The following is an 18277-nucleotide window of genomic DNA, read 5'->3' as shown; positions in this document are numbered from 1 at the left end:
ATGAAAAACGCGCTGGATGCCCAGCGCGTTTTTTATCGATGCCGAAATGGGGTCAGGCCAGAATCTTCGACACGATCTCGTACACGTCCTTGGACAGCTCGGCCTTGGCCAGACGCTCCAGCTCCGCGCGCATCAGCGCCTGACGGCCCGGTTCCAGCTTCTGCAGGCGACGGAAGGCGCGGGTCAGTCCGCTGGCGCCCTGAGGATTGATGGCGTCCAGCTGCAGGATGCGGTCCGCCATGAAACGGTAGCCGCTACCGTCCGCCGCATGGAAGTGGAACATGTTCGCGCCAAAGGCGCCCAGCAGCGAACGCACCTTGTTCGGGTTCTTGATGCTGAACGCCGGATGCAGCAGCGCCGCCTCCACATGCTGCAGCGTGCCGGCCAGCTGGCTGCCGCCGATCAGCATGAAAAACTTGTCCATCACCAGCGCTTCGTTCTGCCAACGCGAGGCGAAAGCGGTGAAGCACTCGTCGCGCTCCTGGCCGTCGCGGTCGCGCAGCGCCAGCAGCGCGCCCATCTGGTCGGTCATGTTATCGGCTTCGCGGCACTGCTTGGCGGCGGTTTCGGCCGGCCAGGCGTCGTCCAGCCGGTTCAGCATCCACAGCGCGCGGTTCTTCAGGCTGCGCTTGCCGGCGTCCTGCGGCTTGTACTCGCGCGTGAGGTTCATCTCGTAGGCCTCGCGCCATTCGCCGCGCAGCGCCTGCGCCAACTGATCCAGCACGAAGTCGCGCACTTGATGGATCACCGCCGGATCGGCCACGTCCACCATTTCCAGGATCTCGCCCTCGGTCGGCAGCGTCAGCATCAGCGATTTGAACGACGGATCCAGGCTATGGTCTTTCAGCACCGAGCGGAAAGCGGCGATGAACACTTCGGACAGCTTCAGCTCGCGGCCGGCGGCCACATCGGCGATCAGTTGCTTGAACAGACGTTCGGCGAAGGTCTGGCCGGCCTCCCAGCGGCAGAAGCTGTCGCTGTCGTTGGCCATCAGGAACACCAGCTGGTCGTCGCGCCAGTCGTATTCCAGCTTCACCGGCGCGGAGAAGCCGCGCAGCAAGGACGGCACCGGCTCGGCCGGGATGTCGAGGAAGGTGAAGCTCTGCTCGGCGGCCTTGACGTCCAGCTCGCGGGACGTGCCGACAGCCTCCGCCTCGCCCGCGAGGCGCAACGGCAGGTCCTGGCCGTCGGCGCCCACCAGGCCCAGCGCCAGCGGGATGTGGAAGGGCTGCTTGACGTTCTGGCCCGGCGTGGCCGGGCAGCTTTGCTTGACGGTCAGGGTGTAGCTTCGTTCGGCCGGGTTGTAGCTGGACGAGACCGCCAGGCGCGGCGTGCCGGCCTGGCTGTACCACAGCGCGAACTGCTCCAGATCGGCGCCGTTGGCGTCGGCCATGGCGGCGCGGAAATCGTCGCAGGTGACGGCTTGGCCGTCATGGCGCTTGAAGTACAGGTCCATGCCCTTGCGGAAGCCGTCGCGGCCCAGCAGGGTTTCATACATCCGCACCACTTCCGCGCCCTTCTCGTACACGGTCATGGTGTAGAAGTTGTTCATCTCGATGTAGCTGTCCGGGCGGATCGGGTGCGCCGTCGGGCCGGCGTCCTCCGGGAACTGCGCCATGCGCAGGCCTTTGACGTCGTCGATGCGCTTGACCGCGCGGCTGTACATGTCGGCGCTGAACTCCTGGTCGCGGTAGACGGTCAGGCCTTCCTTCAGCGAGAGCTGGAACCAGTCGCGGCAGGTCACGCGGTTGCCGGTCCAGTTGTGGAAGTATTCGTGGCCGATCACCGCCTCGATGTCTTCGAAGTCGGCGTCGGTGGCGGTGTCCTGGCGGGCCAGCACGTACTTGGTGTTGAAGATGTTGAGGCCCTTGTTCTCCATCGCGCCCATATTGAAGTCCCCGACCGCGACGATCATATAGATGTCGAGGTCGTACTCCAGGCCGAAACGCTCCTCGTCCCACTTCATGGAGTGCTTGACCGACTCCATCGCGTGAGCGGTCTTGTCCTGATCGGCCGGTTCGGTCCAGATTTCCAGTTGCACCTCGCGGCCGCGCATGGTGACGAACTTGTCCTTCAGCGCCACCAGCTTGCCGGCCACCAAGGCGAACAAATAGGCCGGCTTGCGGTACGGATCCACCCACTTAACCCAGTGGCGCTTCTTGTCCACCATGCCCTCGCCCACCTTGTTGCCGTTGGACAACAGCACCGGGTATTTCTGCTTGTCGGCCTTGATGGTGGTGGTGAACTTGGCCATCACGTCCGGACGGTCCAGATAATAGGTGATCTTGCGGAAGCCTTCCGGCTCGCACTGGGTGAACAGATTGCCGCTGGAAGCGTACAGACCCATCAGACTGGTATTGGCGGCCGGGTCGATTTCGGTTTCGATTTCCAGGATGAAGCTATCCGGCACTTGGGGCACGGTCAGCACATCGCCGGCCAGGCTGTAGCGGCTTTCGTCCAGTTTCTCGCCATCCAGCACCACGGCGATCAGCTTGGCGCTGCCGTCCAGCCTCAGTTCGCTCGCGGCGGACTGGCCATTGCGGTTGACCACCAGCCGGGAGTGGACCCGGGTGAATTCATCCTCGATGTCGAACACCAGATCGACGCGGTCGATCAGAAAGGCAGGGGCCTGGTAATCCTTGCGATACTTCACTTCCGGCTGTTGGGCCATGCGTGTCTCCTTATCGTCCGGCTTGTGGCCGGCCTCATGCATAGACAGAACGGCGCCTGCTGGCGCCGCTCGTTGTTGTATCGTTTCCGCTCAGCGGCTGGCGATCCACTTGCCGCCATTCGGCAGCAGCTTCAGGCGGCAGGTGTCTTCGGCGGCCGGTTGCAGCGTCACGTCGAAGCTCATCAGCTCGTCGCGGCGGAAAGCGTGCAGCTTGATCTTGTCGCCGGCCTGATAGCGGGCGATCTGTTTGTCCAGATCGACGGCGCGCAGCTTGTCCACCGCCACCACCACGTCGCCGCCGGACAGGCCGGCCGCCTGCGCGGCGCCGCCATCCAGCACCTGGACCAGCTTGACGCCGGCGGCATCACCTGCGGTCTTGACGCCCAAGGCCAGCGGCGCCGGCTTGCCGGCGAAGGCGTCCACCACGCCGCCGCGGTCGGACGCGCCCTGCGCCGCCTCGAATTTCAATTCGACGCCCTGGCTGGCCAGCAGTTCAGCCAGCGGCAGGTCTTGCGTGGAACGCAGCGCCAGGTCGAAGAAGGGCTTGAGTTTGAGGCCGGTGGTTTCGATGGCGATCTTTTCCCACTCGTCCTCCTCCAGGCCCTTGCCGTCCGCCAGCCACTTGGCCCACAACGCGCGCATCACGTCGTCCAGCGACTGCTTGCCCTTGCTGTCGCGGCGGATCAGCAGGTCCAGCGCCAGCGCCGCCAGCGAACCCTTGGTGTAGTAGCTGACGATGCTGTTGGGGCTGTTCTCGTCCTGGCGGTAATACTTGGTCCAGGCTTCGAAGCTGGACTGCTCCAAAGTCTGCTTCAGTCTACCGGCCCCGCGTTGCACGCCGGTGATGGTTTCGGCCAGCAGGCCCAGGTAGCGCTTCTCGTCGATCAGGCCACTGCGCACCAGCGCCAGGTCGTCGTAATACGAGGTGATGCCTTCAAACGCCCACAGCAGGCGGGTATGGCCTTCGCGGTTCAAATCGTACGGGGTGAAGGCCGCCGGCTTCATGCGCTTCACGTTCCAGCTGTGGAAGTATTCGTGGCTGATCAGGCCCAGCAGCTTCAAGTAGCCGTCGCTGATTTCGGCGGCGCCCGGCACCGGCAAATCGTCGCGATTGGCCACCAGCGCGGTGGACGCGCGGTGCTCCAGGCCGCCGTAGATGTCTTTGCCGACAAACAGCATGAAAACATAGCGATCGAACGGCGCCGGCTCGCCAAACAGCTGGATCTGGTATTCGCAAATTTTCCGGGTGTCTTCGGCCAGGCGCTTCAGATCGCCCTGGAAACGGCCGGATACGACAAACTCATGCGGCACGCCGCAGGCTTTGAAGCTGACCTTTTTGAAATTGCCCAGTTCTACCGGGTGATCGATCAGCTCGTCGTAGTTGGATGCCTGATAGCGGCCGAAGCCGCTCTTCTTTTTGACGTCCGCAGCCGGCAGGCTGGTGGCCAATTTCCAATCAGCATAAGACTTGCCGTCCGGCGCGTGGATGTCCATCGAGCAAGGCTCGTCCTGATAGCCATCAGCGGCCAGGAACACGCTGGTGCCGTTGAAGAAACCGCGTTCGGCGTCCAAATAGGCGCCGCGCACCGACAGATCGTAGGCGTACACTTGATAGCGCAGGGTCAGCGCGCCCTTGGCCGGCTCGGCTTGCCAGCGGTTTTTGTCCAGCTGGCGCAATGCCACCGTCTTGCCGCTGGCTTCCGCCGACAACGATACGATATGCTTTGAAAATTCACGTATCATATAACTGCCGGGAATCCACGCCGGCAGGAAAAAAACCTGGCCATTCTTGGCTGGCTGCAAAACGGTAACCGTGACTTCGAACATGTGGGCTTCCGGCGATGCCGGCCGCAGAGTGTACTGTACTGGGATGGACTGGATCATGATCTGCCTGCATGCGTTGCAAAACGCGATGATTTTAGCATTACCGCGCCGCAAGCGCCGCCAATTGTGCCGTATTGATCCATGTCAATAAGCCTTGCCTGCATGCCAATACAATTGCATGAGTGGCAATTTGGACTGTTTACGATTGCCATGCGAGTAGTACCACGGCAAGAACATGCCGGAACGGCCAAGCCGCCCATCCAGCTGGTTGGCGGTAAATGCTTGATTTAGAATAAAGGCATTGGTCTGGTGGGGAATTTGGTGCTGTCGGAAAGGCTGGCGAGCTGCTAATACAGACATCGAAGCCTATCGATACAGGTCAAGCACTTGCCCCAACCATGCTGTTTCGGTTCCCGCGACGTGCCACCGCTTCATGCAGCAGATTGGGCTGCGTTGAAAAAGTTCAAGTCGCTACGGTTTGTTCATGTTCTGAGTTAGCAACCTTGGAGAAAACCTTAATGGAAACGCAACCCACTTATAACTATAAGGTGGTGCGCCAATTTGCCATCATGACCGTAGTTTGGGGCATCGTCGGCATGTTGGTGGGCGTGGTCATCGCGGCCCAGCTGGTATGGCCGGAGCTCAATTTCGGGCCCTGGTTCCACTTTGGCCGCCTGCGCCCCCTGCACACCAATGCCGTCATTTTCGCCTTTGGCGGTTGCGGCCTGTTCGCCACTTCCTACTATGTGGTGCAGCGTACCTGTAACGTCCGGCTGATTTCAGACAAGCTGGCCGCCTTCACCTTCTGGGCGTGGCAACTGGTCATCGTGCTGGCCGCCATCACCCTGCCGCTAGGCTTGACCTTCGGCAAGGAGTACGCCGAGCTGGAATGGCCGATCAAGCTGCTGATCGCCGTGACCTGGGTGGTGTACGCCATCGTATTCTTCGGCACCATCGCCATCCGCAAGGTCAAGCACATCTATGTGGCCAACTGGTTCTACGGCGCCTTCATTCTGGCCGTGGCCTTGCTGCACATCGTCAACTCCGCCTTCGTGCCGGTGACGCTGTGGAAGTCCTATTCCGTGTATTCCGGCGCCGTCGACGCCATGGTGCAGTGGTGGTACGGCCACAACGCCGTGGGCTTCTTCCTGACCGCCGCCTTCCTCGGCATGATGTACTACTTCGTGCCCAAGCAGGCCGGCCGACCGGTTTACTCGTATCGTTTGTCCGTGGTGCACTTCTGGGCGCTGATCTTCACCTATATGTGGGCCGGTCCGCACCACCTGCACTACACCGCGCTGCCTGACTGGACCCAATCCGTCGGCATGGTGTTCTCGCTGATTCTGCTGGCGCCGTCCTGGGGCGGCATGATCAACGGCATCATGACCCTGTCCGGCGCCTGGCATAAGCTGCGCACCGACCCGGTGCTGAAGTTCCTGGTGGTTTCGCTGTCGTTCTACGGCATGTCCACCTTCGAAGGCCCGATGATGTCGATCAAGACCGTCAACGCGCTGTCCCACTACACCGACTGGACCATCGGCCACGTGCACTCCGGCGCGCTGGGCTGGGTGGGCTTCATCACCATCGGCTCGATGTACTACCTGATTCCGCGCCTGTTCGGCCGCGACTCCATGTTCAGCGTCAAGCTGATCGAAGCGCACTTCTGGCTGGCAACCGTGGGCGTGGTGCTGTACATCGCCTCGATGTGGATTTCCGGCGTGACCCAGGGCCTGATGTGGCGCGCCCTGAACGCGGACGGCACGCTGACCTACGCCTTCGCCGAGTCGGTCAAGGCCAGCTACCCCTACTACTTCGTGCGCTTCCTCGGCGGCGCCCTGTACCTGTCCGGCATGCTGCTGATGGCTTACAACACCTTCCGCACCGTCTCCGCCGGCCGCGCCGTGGATGCCAAGATTCCGGCAGTCACCGCACAAGCACATTAAGGGGGCGAAAGAAAAATCATGGACAAAATCCAAAAACTGATCGAAGAACATGTCGGCTGGCTGATCGTGCTGACCCTGCTGGTGATCAGCGTGGCGGGCCTGGTGGAAATCCTGCCGCTGGCCTTCCAGAAATCCGTGACCGAGCCGGTAGCCGGCGTGAAGCCTTACACCGCGCTGCAGCTGGCTGGACGCGACATCTATGTCCGCGAAGGCTGCTACAACTGCCACTCGCAGATGATCCGTCCCTTCCGCGCCGAAACCGAGCGTTATGGCCACTACTCGGTGGCGGGCGAGTCGGTATACGACCATCCGTTCCAGTGGGGCTCCAAGCGCACCGGCCCCGACCTCGCCCGTGTAGGCGGCCGCTACTCCGACGAGTGGCACCGCGTGCACCTGACCAACCCGCGCGACGTGGTGCCGGAGTCCAACATGCCTGCCTTCCCGTGGCTGGCCAAGAATCTGGCCGATGCCGACGTGGTGCCGGCCAAGATGGAAGCGCTGCGCAAGGTGGGCGTGCCGTACTCCGACAAGGAGATCGCCGAAGCCAAGTCGCAAGTGGAGGGCAAGTCCGAACTGGATGCGCTGATCGCCTACCTGCAAGGCCTGGGCCTTGCACTGAAGAATGTACGTTGAGCCATGGACTGGGTAACGATAGGACGTTCGCTGTTCACCGTGGTCTGCTTCGCGTTCTTCATCGTGGTGCTGATCATCGCCTATAGCAAACGCTCCAAGAACCGGTACGAGGAAGCGGCGAATCTGCCCTTCCTGGATGACGACAAGGCAGAGGAAGCCCCACACGACCAGGCTTCCAACGGAGCAAGAAAATGAGTCAATTCACAAGCGATTTCTGGAACATCTGGATTATCGTGATCGTGCTGGGCGGCATCATCGGCCTGACCCTGCTGGTATTCACCCAGTCCAAGACCACGGTCAAGAAGGGCGAGGAAGTCCAGACCCTTGGCCACGTGTGGGACGGCGACCTGGAGGAGTACAACAACCCGCTGCCGCGCTGGTGGATGCTGATGTTCTACATCACGCTGCTGTTCGGCATCGTGTATCTGGTGCTGTATCCGGGCCTCGGCGACTACAAGGGCGTCTTCGGCTGGAGCCAGGTAGGTCAGTACAAGGACGAGCGCGCCAAGGCCGAAGCCAAGTACCAGCCGCTGTACGACAAGTTCCTCAAGCAGGACTTGAAGGCGGTGGCGGCCGATCCGCAGGCTCAGGAAATGGGCAAACGCCTGTTCCAGACCTACTGCGTGCAGTGCCACGGCGCGGACGCCCGCGGCGCCAAGGGCTTCCCCAACCTGGTGAACCACGACTGGCTGTACGGCGGCGAGCCCGACACCATCAAGACCACCATCCTGAACGGCCGCCACGGCCAGATGCCGGCCTGGGGCGCGGTGCTGGGCGAGGAGAAGGTCAAGGACGTGGCCAACTATGTGCTGTCGCTCTCCGTCAACAAAAAGAAGTTTGACGCCGAGCGGGCCTCTCGCGGCAAGGAAACCTTCGCCACGCTGTGCTCCGCCTGCCACGGCGCGGACGGCAAGGGCAACCAGCAACTGGGCGCGCCCAACCTGACCCACCCGTCCGGCAACTGGCTGTATGGCGGCACCGAGAAGACGATCATCGAAACCGTCACCAATGGCCGCAACAATCAAATGCCGGCCTGGAAGGACTTCCTGGGCGAAGGCAAGGTCCACCTGCTGGCCGCCTACGTCTGGAGCCTGTCCAACAATCCCAAGGCGCCGCAATAAGCCTGGCTACGCCGCCTGCTCCGGCAGGCGGCGTTTTTCCTCCCCACCCACAGAGGCCTTGGCCCAGCGCATCGCAGAGGTGAGTTCAGCCAAGTCCTCTTCAGGAAAAAACAATGTCAGAGTCTCTGAAGAAGATCCCCATAAAAGTCCAGAACGCCGATAAGGACAGCGCCACCATCTCGCTGTACGAAACCCAGAAAAAGCTCTACCCCCGCTCGGTCAAGGGCCTGTTCAACAACTTCCGCATCCTGTTCGTCATCGGCACCCAGCTGCTGTACCTCGGCCTGCCCTGGCTGCAATGGAACGGCCGCCAGGCGGTGTTCTTCGATCTGATCAACCGCAAGTTCTACCTGTTTGGCCTCACCGTATGGCCGCAGGACTTCGTCTACCTCGCCGCGCTCTTGATGTGCTGCGCCTTCGGCCTGTTCACCTGGACCACCATCGCCGGCCGGCTATGGTGCGGCTATTCCTGTCCGCAGACGGTGTACACCGAGATCATGCTGTGGATAGAGCAATGGGTGGAGGGCGACCGCAACAAGCGCATGAAGCTGGATGCGGCGCCCATGAGCGCGACCAAGCTGCGACTGAAATTCACCAAGCATTTCATCATGATCGCGTTCTCGCTGTGGGCCGGCTTTACCCTGGTGGGCTATTTCACGCCGATACGCAGCCTGTTGGCCGCGCTTCCCACTTTCGGCTACGGCCCGTGGGAAAGCTTCTGGATGTTCTTCTACGGCGGTTTCACCTATCTGTTCGCCGGCTTCATGCGCGAGCAGGTGTGCAAATACATGTGCCCATACGCCCGCTTCCAGAGCGTGATGTTCGACGCCGACACACTGATCATTTCTTATGACGAGGCCCGCGGCGAACCGCGCGGCGCGCGCAAGAAAGGCGCCAACCCGAAGGAGCAGGGGCTGGGCGACTGCATCAACTGCAGCATCTGCGTGCAGGTGTGTCCGGTGGGCATAGACATCCGCAACGGCCTGCAATACGAATGCATAGGCTGCGCCGCCTGCATCGATGCCTGCGACGACGTTATGGACAAAATGAACTATCCGCGCGGACTGATCCGCTACACCACGGAAAACGCGCTGGAAGGCAAATACCCGGAAAAAGCCATTGCCTCGCGGCTGAAACGCCCGCGCGTGGTGCTGTACAGCCTGGTGCTGCTCATCGTATTCTGCGCCGCCGTCACCTCGCTGGCCCTGCGCAAACCCTTCAAGGTAGACATCATCCGCGACCGCGCCTCGCTGGTGCGCGAAACCGAAGAAGGCTGGCTGGAAAACAGCTACATCATCAAGATCATCAACACCACGGAACAAAATCAGCGCTTCGCCATCACAGCTAATGGCCTTCCCGGCATCAAGGTTAAAGCGGAACAGCCGGAAACCCAGGTGCGCGCCACGGAAACCCAATCGATTACCGTGCAGGTGCAAGCCGACCCGCAATACGCGACCAAGGGCAGCCACGAAATCCATTTCGTGATCCAGTCGCTCAACAACCCCGCCCTGCGCGTGGAAGAAAAATCCAGCTTCATTGGAGAATAAACGCATGCAGCACACTGCCCGCCACCTGCCCCGCCCCTGGTACAAAGAACCCTGGCCCTGGATCCTGTTCGGCATTCCGCTGGTGTCCATCATCGTCGGCATCTTCTTCCTGGCCGCCGCCATCAAATCGGACGATGGCCTGGTCACCGACGACTATTACAAGAAGGGCAAGGCCATCAATATGGAACTGCGCCGCGACAAGGTGGCGGCGCAGATGGGATTGTCCGGCCAACTGATGTTCGGCTCTGACGGCCGCAGCCTGCGCCTGATCACCAGCAGCAAGAGCAAGCTGCCGGATACCCTTTCGCTGCGCATGGTCCACCCGGCGCAGGACGACTTCGACCAAAGCGCCGAAATGACCATGGCCGGCCCCAACCTATACCAGGGCATCCTGGCCCAACCGCTGGTCACCGCCAACCACTGGTATGTGCTGGTGGAGGACCACGACAAGAAATGGCGCATCCAGGGCGAGTGGAAAACCGCCCAAGGCCCGATGGTGCAGCTGGGCCAGCCCAAACTGGAGCCGGCGGGACACTGAGTCCAACCGTCCAGAAACGCCAACGGCCCGCGCAGCGGGCCGTTTTGCATGGGGCCGTCTCGCGGCGCCATACTCAAATGATCAAATCGGAATGGTAGCGCAGCCAGTAGGCCTCGCGGCAGGCATTGTCGAAGCTCTTGCGCATCGGCTCAATACCCGGCGATTCGCCCAAGGCCATCACTTCGTAAGTGATCCAGCACTCGGAACAAGCCAGCTCGCTGGGATAATCGTCCACCTCGATGCCGCGGCGGATGACTACGCCGTTGTCGAAGCGGTAATCGCGCTGCCGCAAGATCACTTCGCAATCGGCCTCACGCCAGTTCTCGCTCCGCTCCTCGCGCCCAACAATCCGTTCCGCCCCGGCCCCGCCCATGATGGCGCGGGCGTAGCCGGCCAAGGGTTCCAGCTTCATGCCGGCTCCTTGCGGATATCGGCCAGCAGCGGCTTGGCCAGACGCAGGTAATCGCCACTGTCCAGCACCATGGACGCATCCAGCCTGCCGGCATTGAACGCGATTTCGCGATAGCGCGCCAGCAACTGCGGGTCCACCACCAGGCGGATGGCGGGATCGAAACTGAACGGCGGGATGGCGCCGATCACGCAGCCAGTGGCCGCCTCGGCATCAGCCGCACCGGCCAGCTTGACCTTGCGCGCGCCGACGGCGGCGGCCACCTTGGCGAAGTCCACCCGCTCGTCGCCTGGCAGCACGGCCAGCACAAACTGGCCGGCCTCATCCGCCAGCCGGCACAGCATGGCCTTGGCGCCCTGCCCCACCTCGGTGCCGCGTATCTCGGCCACCTTGTGCGAATTGCCCTCGGCCGGATGTTCTATCACCCGGAAAAACGCGTTTTCCGCCTCCAGCATTTTCCGCAAACATTCAAACATGGCTTCATCCCCCGGCATCCGGCCGACTCTCGCAATGTACATGAGGGCAAACAACGATCAAACAACTCCGTTGCCGCTCTTGTTGCTCCAGAGGAGAGACCGCTACACTGAAGCTCCCCTTCGTCGGCGACGCGCCTATGCTCAAACTCAACCTCGGCTGCGGCCATGACAAACGTCCCGGCTTCGTCAATGTGGACTCCCAAGCCGCCTGCCAGCCGGACCAGGTGGTCGATCTGGAGCATTTCCCTTGGCCCTGGCCCGACAGCTCGGTGGACGAGGTCGTGATGAGCCATGTGCTGGAACACTTGGGCGCCAGCACCGAGGCGTACCTTGGCATCATCCGGGAGCTGTATCGCGTGTGCGCGGCAGATGCCCGCGTCACCATCATCGTTCCCCATCCGCGCAGCGATAATTACCTGGCCGACCCCACACACGTCCGCCCCATCACCGCCATGGGCTTGCAGATGTTCAATCAGGAGCTGAACCGCCAGAGCATGGCGGAAGGCGGGTCCAGCACGCCGCTGGGCGTCTATCTGAGCGTGGACTGGGTGATGGAGTCCTCGGACGTGAAAATCCTGGAGCCTTGGGCCAGCCGCTTCAACAGCGGCCAGCTCCAGGACGGGGACATCGCCATGGCGGTGCAGAACTTCTACAACGTGATAGGCGATTGCACTTTCGTCATGCGCATCCGCAAGCCGGCCTTCGCCGGCTGATCGAGGGCGCCGCCGCCAAGGCGGAACCCTCCGGCGATCACACCGGCCGCAAGCGCGCCATGAAGTGGCGCAGGATGGGCGGTTCGTATTCAAACGTCAGGCCCCTGACCGCGCCGGCGCGCTTTTTCACCTCGATCAGGCAGTCGGCGATGTAGTCCATGTGGTCGTTGGTATAGACGCGGCGCGGAATGGTCAGCCGCATCAGCTCGAATGGCGACGGCTCCTGCTTGCCGGTCTGCGGATTGCGGCCCAGGAGCAGCGAGCCGATTTCCACCGCCCGCACCCCGCCTTCCAGATACAGTTCGCAGGCTAAGGCATGCGCCGGAAACTGCTCGGCGGAGATATGCGGCAACAACAGCCGCGCATCGACGAATACCGCGTGGCCGCCGGTAGGGGTCTGAATCGGCACCCCGCCCTCGCGCAGCCGCTCGCCCAGATACGCCACCTGTGCTATGCGGTAACTGAGGAAGGCGTCGTCCAGTCCTTCCTTCAGGCCTATCGCCAAGGCCTCCATGTCGCGCCCGGCCAGGCCGCCATAGGTGACGAAGCCTTCCATCGGCACACAGTTGACTTGCACCGCGCGGAACAGCGCCTCGTCGTCCTTGAAGCAGCACAGGCCGCCGATATTGACCAGGCCGTCCTTCTTGGCCGACATGGTGAACATGTCGCCGCAGTCGAACATCTCGCGCACGATGGCCGCGATGGACGCGCCGGCGTAGGCCGGATCGCGCTGGCGGATGAACCAGGCGTTCTCGGCGAAACGGGCCGCGTCTATCACCACCGGGATGCCGCGCGCGCGCGCCAGCTCGCTGACCGCGCGGATATTCCCCATGGACACCGGCTGGCCGCCGGCGCTGTTGCAGGTGATGGTGATGATGACGGCGGCGACGTTGTCGCCTTCCGCCGCCACGATCTCGCGCAGCCTCGGCAGGTCGAAATCGCCCTTCCAGTCATAAGCGGTGCCGGTGTCCAACGCCTGCGGCGTCAGCACGTTGACGGCGCGCGCGCCGGCCAGCTCGACATGCGCCTTGGTGGTGTCGAAGTGATAGTTGGACAGGAATACCGGCCGCTGCCCGCGGCAACGCTTCACCAATTCCGGAAACAGAATCTGCTCCGCGCCGCGCCCCTGGTGAGTGGGAATGGTGTGCGCATAGCCGAATACTTCGCGCACCGTATCGGCCAGGTGGTGGAAATTGCGGCTGCCGGCATAGGCTTCATCGCCCATCATCAAGCCAGCCCACTGGCGGTCGGACATCGCGCCGGTGCCGCTGTCGGTCAACAGATCGATATAAACATCCTCGGCCTTCAACAGGAAGGGGTTCCATCCGGCCTCCTGCAGCGCCTGGCGGCGGTCTTCGGCGGTGGTTTGGCGGATAGTCTCCACCATTTTGATGCGGAATGGTTCAGGAATGCGTCGTGCCATGATGCGTCTCCTCGCGGCGCGCCGCCAGACGGCGCATGATCGCGCGCGGTCGCGGCTGGCGGGCCGTCTTGCGTTTTTAGCAACAGGGTAAAAACAGGAACGGGGAGGCTTCAGGCGTGCGGAAAATCGAACGTCAGGATGATATCGAGCGTGTACCAGTTGGGGCGCGGGCCATCGTGGAAGGTCTGCGCCAGGCAAGTTGTGATCTTCATCGCCATACCTTGCGTGAGCAGTGGAATCATGGGCGCAAGCCCACAATGACCATAGCGTCAATCCCATATGAATGGCAATCACATACTGTTTACAGTGTGACTATCAAGCAACACACAATGTATACAATCTTCAATGAACAAAATGCATAAAACTCATGAATCTCAGCTAAATGGCTCAGTAAAAAACATCACAAAAACAAAGTCAATGCTCTAAATATTACATGGTAATTACATTTTTCCTAAAAAAATTTTCACATCTCAACATTTACTCGATATGATCATGCGCTGCCTACAAAATACATAGGCACTCAATAAAAAACAAAAAACATCGCTTGTTGCTGGTGATGTCTCAAGTCACTCGAAGGAAACCCTTATGTCTACACAATCGCATCCCAAGGGGCTGTATCTGCTCTTTGTGACGGAGATGTGGGAGCGCTTCAGCTACTACGGCATGCGCGCCATCTTCACGCTGTACATGATCAAGGCCCTGCTGTTCGACAAGGCGCATGCGTCCGACATTTACGGCACCTACACCGGCCTGGTTTATCTGACCCCGCTGGTGGGCGGCTACATCGCCGACCGTTACTGGGGCAACCGCCGCTCCATTCTGGCAGGCGGCGTGCTGATGGCCCTCGGCCAGTTCATGCTGTTCTTCTCCGGCTCCTTGCACGAAACCAACGTCGCCGCCGCCTCCTGGCTGCTGTACGGCGGCCTGGGCATGCTGATTGCCGGCAATGGCCTGTTCAAGCCGAACATCTCGTCCATGGTGGGCCAGTTGTACGCGCCGGGCGACAAGCGCGTGGACTCCGCCTTCACCATCTTCTACATGGGCATCAACGCCGGCTCGCTGTTCGCGCCGCTGGTGTGCGGCACGCTGGGCGACACCGGCAATCCGGCGGACTTCAAGTGGGGCTTCATGGCCGCCGGCTGCGGCATGCTGCTGTCGCTGGTCATCTTCAGCCTGTTCAAGAACAAGTATCTGGTGACGCCGGAAGGCAAGCCGATCGGCATGGCGCCGAAGCGCCACCACGAAAGCGGCGAGAAAGTGGTGCACGCGCCGCTGACCGGCGTGGAAAAGCAACGCCTGGCGGTGATCCTGATCGTGTCGGCGTTTGTGATCTTCTTCTGGTCCGCCTTTGAGCAGGCCGGCGCCTCGCTGACCTTCTTCGCTGAAGAGCAGACCAACCGCAACCTGCTGGGCTACACCGTGCCGGCCTCGTTCTTCCAGTCGATCAATCCGATCTCGGTGGTGCTGTTCGCGCCTATCTTCGCCTGGATCTGGACCAAGCTGGGCAACAAGGGCATGGAGCCGTCGTCTCCGGCCAAGATGGCCCTGGGCCTGTTCTTCCTGGCCGTGGGCTACCTGGTGATCGCCTTCGGCGTGGACGGCCTGGCGCCGGGCGTTAAGGTCAGCATGCTGTGGCTGGTCAGCCTGTACATGCTGCACACTTTCGGCGAGCTGAGCCTGTCGCCTATCGGTCTGTCGCTGGTGGTGAAACTGTCTCCGGCCCGCTTCACCAGCCTGATGATGGGCATCTGGTTCCTGTCCAACGCCGCCGCCAACAAGTTTGCCGGCACGCTGTCCGAGCTGTATCCGGACCCGGCCAAACCGGTGCCGCACTTCTTGGGCTACGCGGTCAACAATCTGCATGACTTCTTCATGCTGTTCGTGTTCATGGCCGGCGCCAGCTCGCTGATCCTGTTCGCGCTGTCCAGCGTGCTGAAGAAGATGATGCACGGTCGCCAGTAAGCCATTGCCGCCTCTCAAACGCCACTCCCCGGAGTGGCGTTTTTGCTGCCCCCGCAACACGCGAAGCGCGGTCTGTGATAGCCTTGCGCCGAATCGATTCTCTTTGATCCTGAATGAAACCCGCTGCAATTCCGTCCTGGCAAAAGGCTGCCGGCTATGCGCTTCTGGCGCTGTTATTGATCCGCGTGGCCGCGCTGTGGGCCATCCCGCTCACCGACACCACCGAGGCGCGCTACGCCGAAATCGCCCGCAAGATGCTGGAAACCGGCAACTGGGTGACGCCGCTGCACGACTACGGCGTGCCGTTCTGGGCCAAGCCGCCGCTGTCCACCTGGCTGTCCGCGGCCAGCATGGGCCTGTTCGGCGTCAATGAATTCGCCGCCCGTCTGCCGGCCCTGCTGCTGGCGCTGGGCACGCTCTGGCTGACATCCGACCTGATGCGCCGCCGCGCCGGCCGGGACGCTGCTTTGGCCACCGCGCTGATGCTGGGCGGCGGGCTGCTGTTCTACGGCGCCGCCGGCACGGTGATGACCGATCCCTCGCTGCTGTTCTGCGTCGCGCTGAGCCAGGTGGCGTTCTGGCATGCGATGAACGGCGGCAGCCGGCTGTGGCGCTACGCCTTCTTCGCCGGCCTGGGACTGGGCTTGCTGGCCAAGGGGCCGCTGGACGTGGTGCTGGTGGGCATGCCGATTTTCTTCTGGGTGCTGATCCGCAACCAGTGGAAGCGGCTGTGGACCGAGCTGCCGTGGATTTCCGGCACGCTGCTCGCCGCCGCCATCGCCGTGCCCTGGTATGTCTGGGCGGAAATCCGCACCCCGGGCTTCCTCAACTACTTCATCATGGGCGAGCACGTCAGCCGCTTCCTCGACTCCGGCTGGAAGGGCGACAAGTACGGCTTCGCCCACGCCACGCCGCGCGGCATGATCTGGCCCTACGCGCTGGGCGCGCTGTTCCCGTGGTCGCTGGCCATGCTGGCCTGGCTGGCCTGCCGCGCCCGCCGCTTGCCGGCCATCGTCCGCGCCGGCGAAAACGACGGCTGGCTGCTGTATCTCTCGCTGTGGGCCGTGATGACGCTGCTGTTCTTCACCATGTCCGGCAACATCATCTTTCCGTACTCCCTGCCCATGCTGCCCGGCGCGGCCCTGCTGATGGCCGAGCTGTGGCGGCGCGACCTGAACGCCCGCTCCGGCCGCGCCCTGCCCTGGCTGGCGCTGGCCTCCGGCCTCTTGGTGCTGGCCGCCATCGGCCTGCAGCGCTATGACGGCGCCAAATACTTCCGCACGCAGCAACCGGTGATCGCCGCCTGGCAGGCTCGACAGCCGCAGGCCGGCGCCATGCTGTTCTACTGGGACAGCCGCCGCGAGTTTTCGGCGGAGTTTTATAGCCAGGGCAAGGTGCGCACCACCGCCAATCCGCAAGCGCTGACCGCCTTGCTGGCGGCGCATCCCGGCAGCTGGATCGTGACCGAGCAGCGCGATTTCGCCAGCCTGCCCCCCGCCATCGCCGCCGGCTACGCCCGCGCGGCGGAGTTTCCGGTAATGAAGGACCGCATGCTGCTGCTGCGGCCCGCCGCCGGCCACTGATTCCGGACAGAACCATGACCGATACCCGCAACCACGGCTTCACTCCGCCCTATCTGCTGGCGCTGCGCGCCGCCGAACGCCCGGCCGATCCGCTGGTCAGCTGCATCGTGCCGGCCTACAACGAATCCGAAAACATCGTGCCGATGCTGGAGACGCTGCACCGCCTGCTGACGGAGCAAGGCTTGCGTCATGAGCTGGTGGTGGTGGACGACGGCAGCCGCGACGACACCGTGCCCAAGGTGTTGCAGGCCAGCCAGCGCCTGCCGGTCACGCTGATCCAGCTGTCTCGCAACTTCGGCAAGGAGATCGCGCTGACCGCAGGCATCGACCACATCCAGGGCGACGTGGCGGTGCTGATAGACGGCGATTTCCAGCATCCGCCGGAAATGGTGCCGGTGTTTCTGGACAAATGGCGCGAAGGCTACGACATGGTGTACAGCGTGCGCGCCAACCGCGACAACGAAACCCTGGCCAAGCGCGCCTTCACCCGCGTGTTCTACGCGCTCTTGAACACCGGCGCGCCGCTTAAGATCCCGGAGAACACCCAGGACTTCCGCGTGCTGGACCGCTGCATTCTGGACGCGCTGCGCCAGATGCCGGAACGCAATCGCTTCATGAAGGGCCTGTACAACTGGGTGGGCTTCACCCAGCTGGCGCTGGAAACGCAAACGCAGGAGCGCCGCGCCGGCAAAAGCAGTTTCAACTTCCGCAATCTGCTGGGTCTGGGGCTGACCGGCCTGACCGCCTTCTCCAATATGCCGCTGCGCATCTGGACGCTGGTCGGCTTCTTCATCTCGCTGCTGTCCATAGGCTACGCGCTGTGGGAACTCTTGCACACGCTGCTGTTCGGCAACCCGGTCAGCGGCTGGCCGACGCTGGCCGTCGCCGTCACCTTCCTCGGCGGCGTGCAGCTGCTGTCCATCGGCATCCTGGGCGAATACGTCGGCCGCATCTTCAACGAAGTGAAGGGCCGTCCCACCTACCTGATCAGCCGGGTCCACAAACGGGAAGACGATCAGGCATGACGCGGCAACTGTTCTGGTTCGGCGTGGTGGGGGTCTCCGCCATGCTGCTGCATTTCGCCCTGGTGACGCTGGCGCTGGTGCCGCTGGGCGTGGCGCCGCTCGTCGCCAATGTGCTGGGCTTCCTTGGCGCGTTTCAGATCAGCTACTGGGGCCATCGCCGCTTCACTTTCGAAGCGTGCCATGTGCCGCACCGCCAGGCGCTGCCGCGTTTCTTCGGTGTCTCCTGCCTCAGCTTCTGCGTCAACGAAGCGTTGTACTTCCTGCTGCTGCACTACGCGCCGCTGGATTACCGCGTCTCGCTGGCCATCGTGCTGTTCGCGGTGGCGGTGTTGACTTTCGCGCTGGGCAAGCTGTGGGCTTTCGCCGCGGCGCCACATACAAATTAATGCCGTGACAAAATTGCTTCGTA

General features: G+C 62.4%; 17 protein-coding genes. 11 read left to right on the top strand and 6 right to left on the bottom strand.

All coding sequences use genetic code 11. The annotated features are described in order from the left end of the window. Positions 1-52: 52 nt before the first annotated feature. The 3 genes from pepN to QUG01_RS10750 form a co-directional block, all read right to left on the bottom strand. Positions 53-2671, bottom strand: a complete 2619-nt coding sequence (pepN, locus tag QUG01_RS10760) for an aminopeptidase N (RefSeq protein WP_500830135.1) — start codon at positions 2669-2671, stop codon at positions 53-55. A 90-nt stretch (positions 2672-2761) separates the two neighbouring features. Beyond that, positions 2762-4555: a M61 family metallopeptidase gene (locus QUG01_RS10755; protein WP_500830134.1), complete on the bottom strand. Its 1794-nt coding sequence runs from the start codon at positions 4553-4555 to the stop codon at positions 2762-2764. An 84-nt stretch (positions 4556-4639) separates the two neighbouring features. Beyond that, complete coding sequence (locus QUG01_RS10750; protein WP_500830133.1) at positions 4640-4855, bottom strand: hypothetical protein; 216 nt, start codon at positions 4853-4855, stop codon at positions 4640-4642. Positions 4856-5013: 158 nt separating this feature from the next. On the opposite strand from QUG01_RS10750, the gene ccoN reads away from it, so the two are divergent. The 6 genes from ccoN (at position 5014) to QUG01_RS10720 (ending at position 10277) form a co-directional block, all read left to right on the top strand. Further along, positions 5014-6438, top strand: a complete 1425-nt coding sequence (gene ccoN, locus QUG01_RS10745; protein WP_103320060.1) for a cytochrome-c oxidase, cbb3-type subunit I — start codon at positions 5014-5016, stop codon at positions 6436-6438. A gap of 18 nt (positions 6439-6456) precedes the next feature. After that, positions 6457-7071 carry a cytochrome-c oxidase, cbb3-type subunit II gene (ccoO, locus tag QUG01_RS10740; RefSeq protein ID WP_103320058.1) on the top strand — a complete coding sequence of 205 codons (615 nt, stop codon included), beginning with the start codon at positions 6457-6459 and terminating at the stop codon, positions 7069-7071. Positions 7072-7074: 3 nt separating this feature from the next. After that, positions 7075-7266 carry a cbb3-type cytochrome oxidase subunit 3 gene (locus QUG01_RS10735; RefSeq protein ID WP_199152872.1) on the top strand — a complete coding sequence of 64 codons (192 nt, stop codon included), beginning with the start codon at positions 7075-7077 and terminating at the stop codon, positions 7264-7266. Continuing rightward, on the top strand, positions 7263-8192 hold the full coding sequence (gene ccoP, locus QUG01_RS10730; RefSeq protein ID WP_103320052.1) for a cytochrome-c oxidase, cbb3-type subunit III: 930 nt from the start codon (positions 7263-7265) through the stop codon (positions 8190-8192). The genes QUG01_RS10735 and ccoP overlap by 4 nt, the downstream gene beginning before the upstream one ends. A gap of 113 nt (positions 8193-8305) precedes the next feature. Continuing rightward, a complete protein-coding gene (gene ccoG, locus QUG01_RS10725) occupies positions 8306-9739 on the top strand; it encodes a cytochrome c oxidase accessory protein CcoG (protein ID WP_500830132.1) in 1434 nt (477 codons plus the stop codon). Positions 9740-9743: 4 nt separating this feature from the next. Then, complete coding sequence (locus QUG01_RS10720) at positions 9744-10277, top strand: FixH family protein (RefSeq protein ID WP_500830131.1); 534 nt, start codon at positions 9744-9746, stop codon at positions 10275-10277. 73 nt (positions 10278-10350) lie between these two features. On the opposite strand, the gene QUG01_RS10715 is transcribed toward QUG01_RS10720, so the two are convergent. Together QUG01_RS10715 and QUG01_RS10710 are read right to left on the bottom strand one after the other, a co-directional pair. Beyond that, positions 10351-10689, bottom strand: a complete 339-nt coding sequence (locus tag QUG01_RS10715; RefSeq protein WP_500830130.1) for a hypothetical protein — start codon at positions 10687-10689, stop codon at positions 10351-10353. After that, positions 10686-11162, bottom strand: a complete 477-nt coding sequence (locus QUG01_RS10710; protein ID WP_500830129.1) for a YbaK/prolyl-tRNA synthetase associated domain-containing protein — start codon at positions 11160-11162, stop codon at positions 10686-10688. The genes QUG01_RS10715 and QUG01_RS10710 overlap by 4 nt, the downstream gene beginning before the upstream one ends. 137 nt (positions 11163-11299) lie before the next feature. On the opposite strand from QUG01_RS10710, the gene QUG01_RS10705 reads away from it, so the two are divergent. Beyond that, positions 11300-11875, top strand: coding sequence for a class I SAM-dependent methyltransferase (locus QUG01_RS10705; RefSeq protein ID WP_500830128.1), 576 nt, complete (start codon positions 11300-11302; stop codon positions 11873-11875). 37 nt (positions 11876-11912) lie between these two features. On the opposite strand, the gene QUG01_RS10700 is transcribed toward QUG01_RS10705, so the two are convergent. Further along, entirely contained in the window at positions 11913-13298 is a 1386-nt protein-coding gene (locus tag QUG01_RS10700; protein WP_500830127.1) for a tryptophanase, read from the bottom strand. A 585-nt stretch (positions 13299-13883) separates the two neighbouring features. Between QUG01_RS10700 and QUG01_RS10695 the strand changes: the two genes are divergently transcribed. From QUG01_RS10695 to QUG01_RS10680, 4 genes are all read left to right on the top strand, one after another. Beyond that, entirely contained in the window at positions 13884-15260 is a 1377-nt protein-coding gene (locus tag QUG01_RS10695; RefSeq protein ID WP_500830126.1) for a peptide MFS transporter, read from the top strand. A 113-nt stretch (positions 15261-15373) separates the two neighbouring features. Beyond that, positions 15374-16843, top strand: coding sequence for an ArnT family glycosyltransferase (locus QUG01_RS10690; protein WP_500830125.1), 1470 nt, complete (start codon positions 15374-15376; stop codon positions 16841-16843). A 14-nt stretch (positions 16844-16857) separates the two neighbouring features. Continuing rightward, a complete protein-coding gene (locus tag QUG01_RS10685) occupies positions 16858-17868 on the top strand; it encodes a glycosyltransferase family 2 protein (protein WP_500830124.1) in 1011 nt (336 codons plus the stop codon). After that, entirely contained in the window at positions 17865-18254 is a 390-nt protein-coding gene (locus QUG01_RS10680) for a GtrA family protein (protein ID WP_500830123.1), read from the top strand. The genes QUG01_RS10685 and QUG01_RS10680 overlap by 4 nt, the downstream gene beginning before the upstream one ends. Positions 18255-18277 lie beyond the last annotated feature (23 nt).

This window comes from Chromobacterium sp. CCUG 76385, from assembly GCF_059916625.1.
The sequence above is the reverse complement of the archived record's forward strand: the minus strand, read 5'-3'. Positions and strand labels throughout refer to the sequence as shown.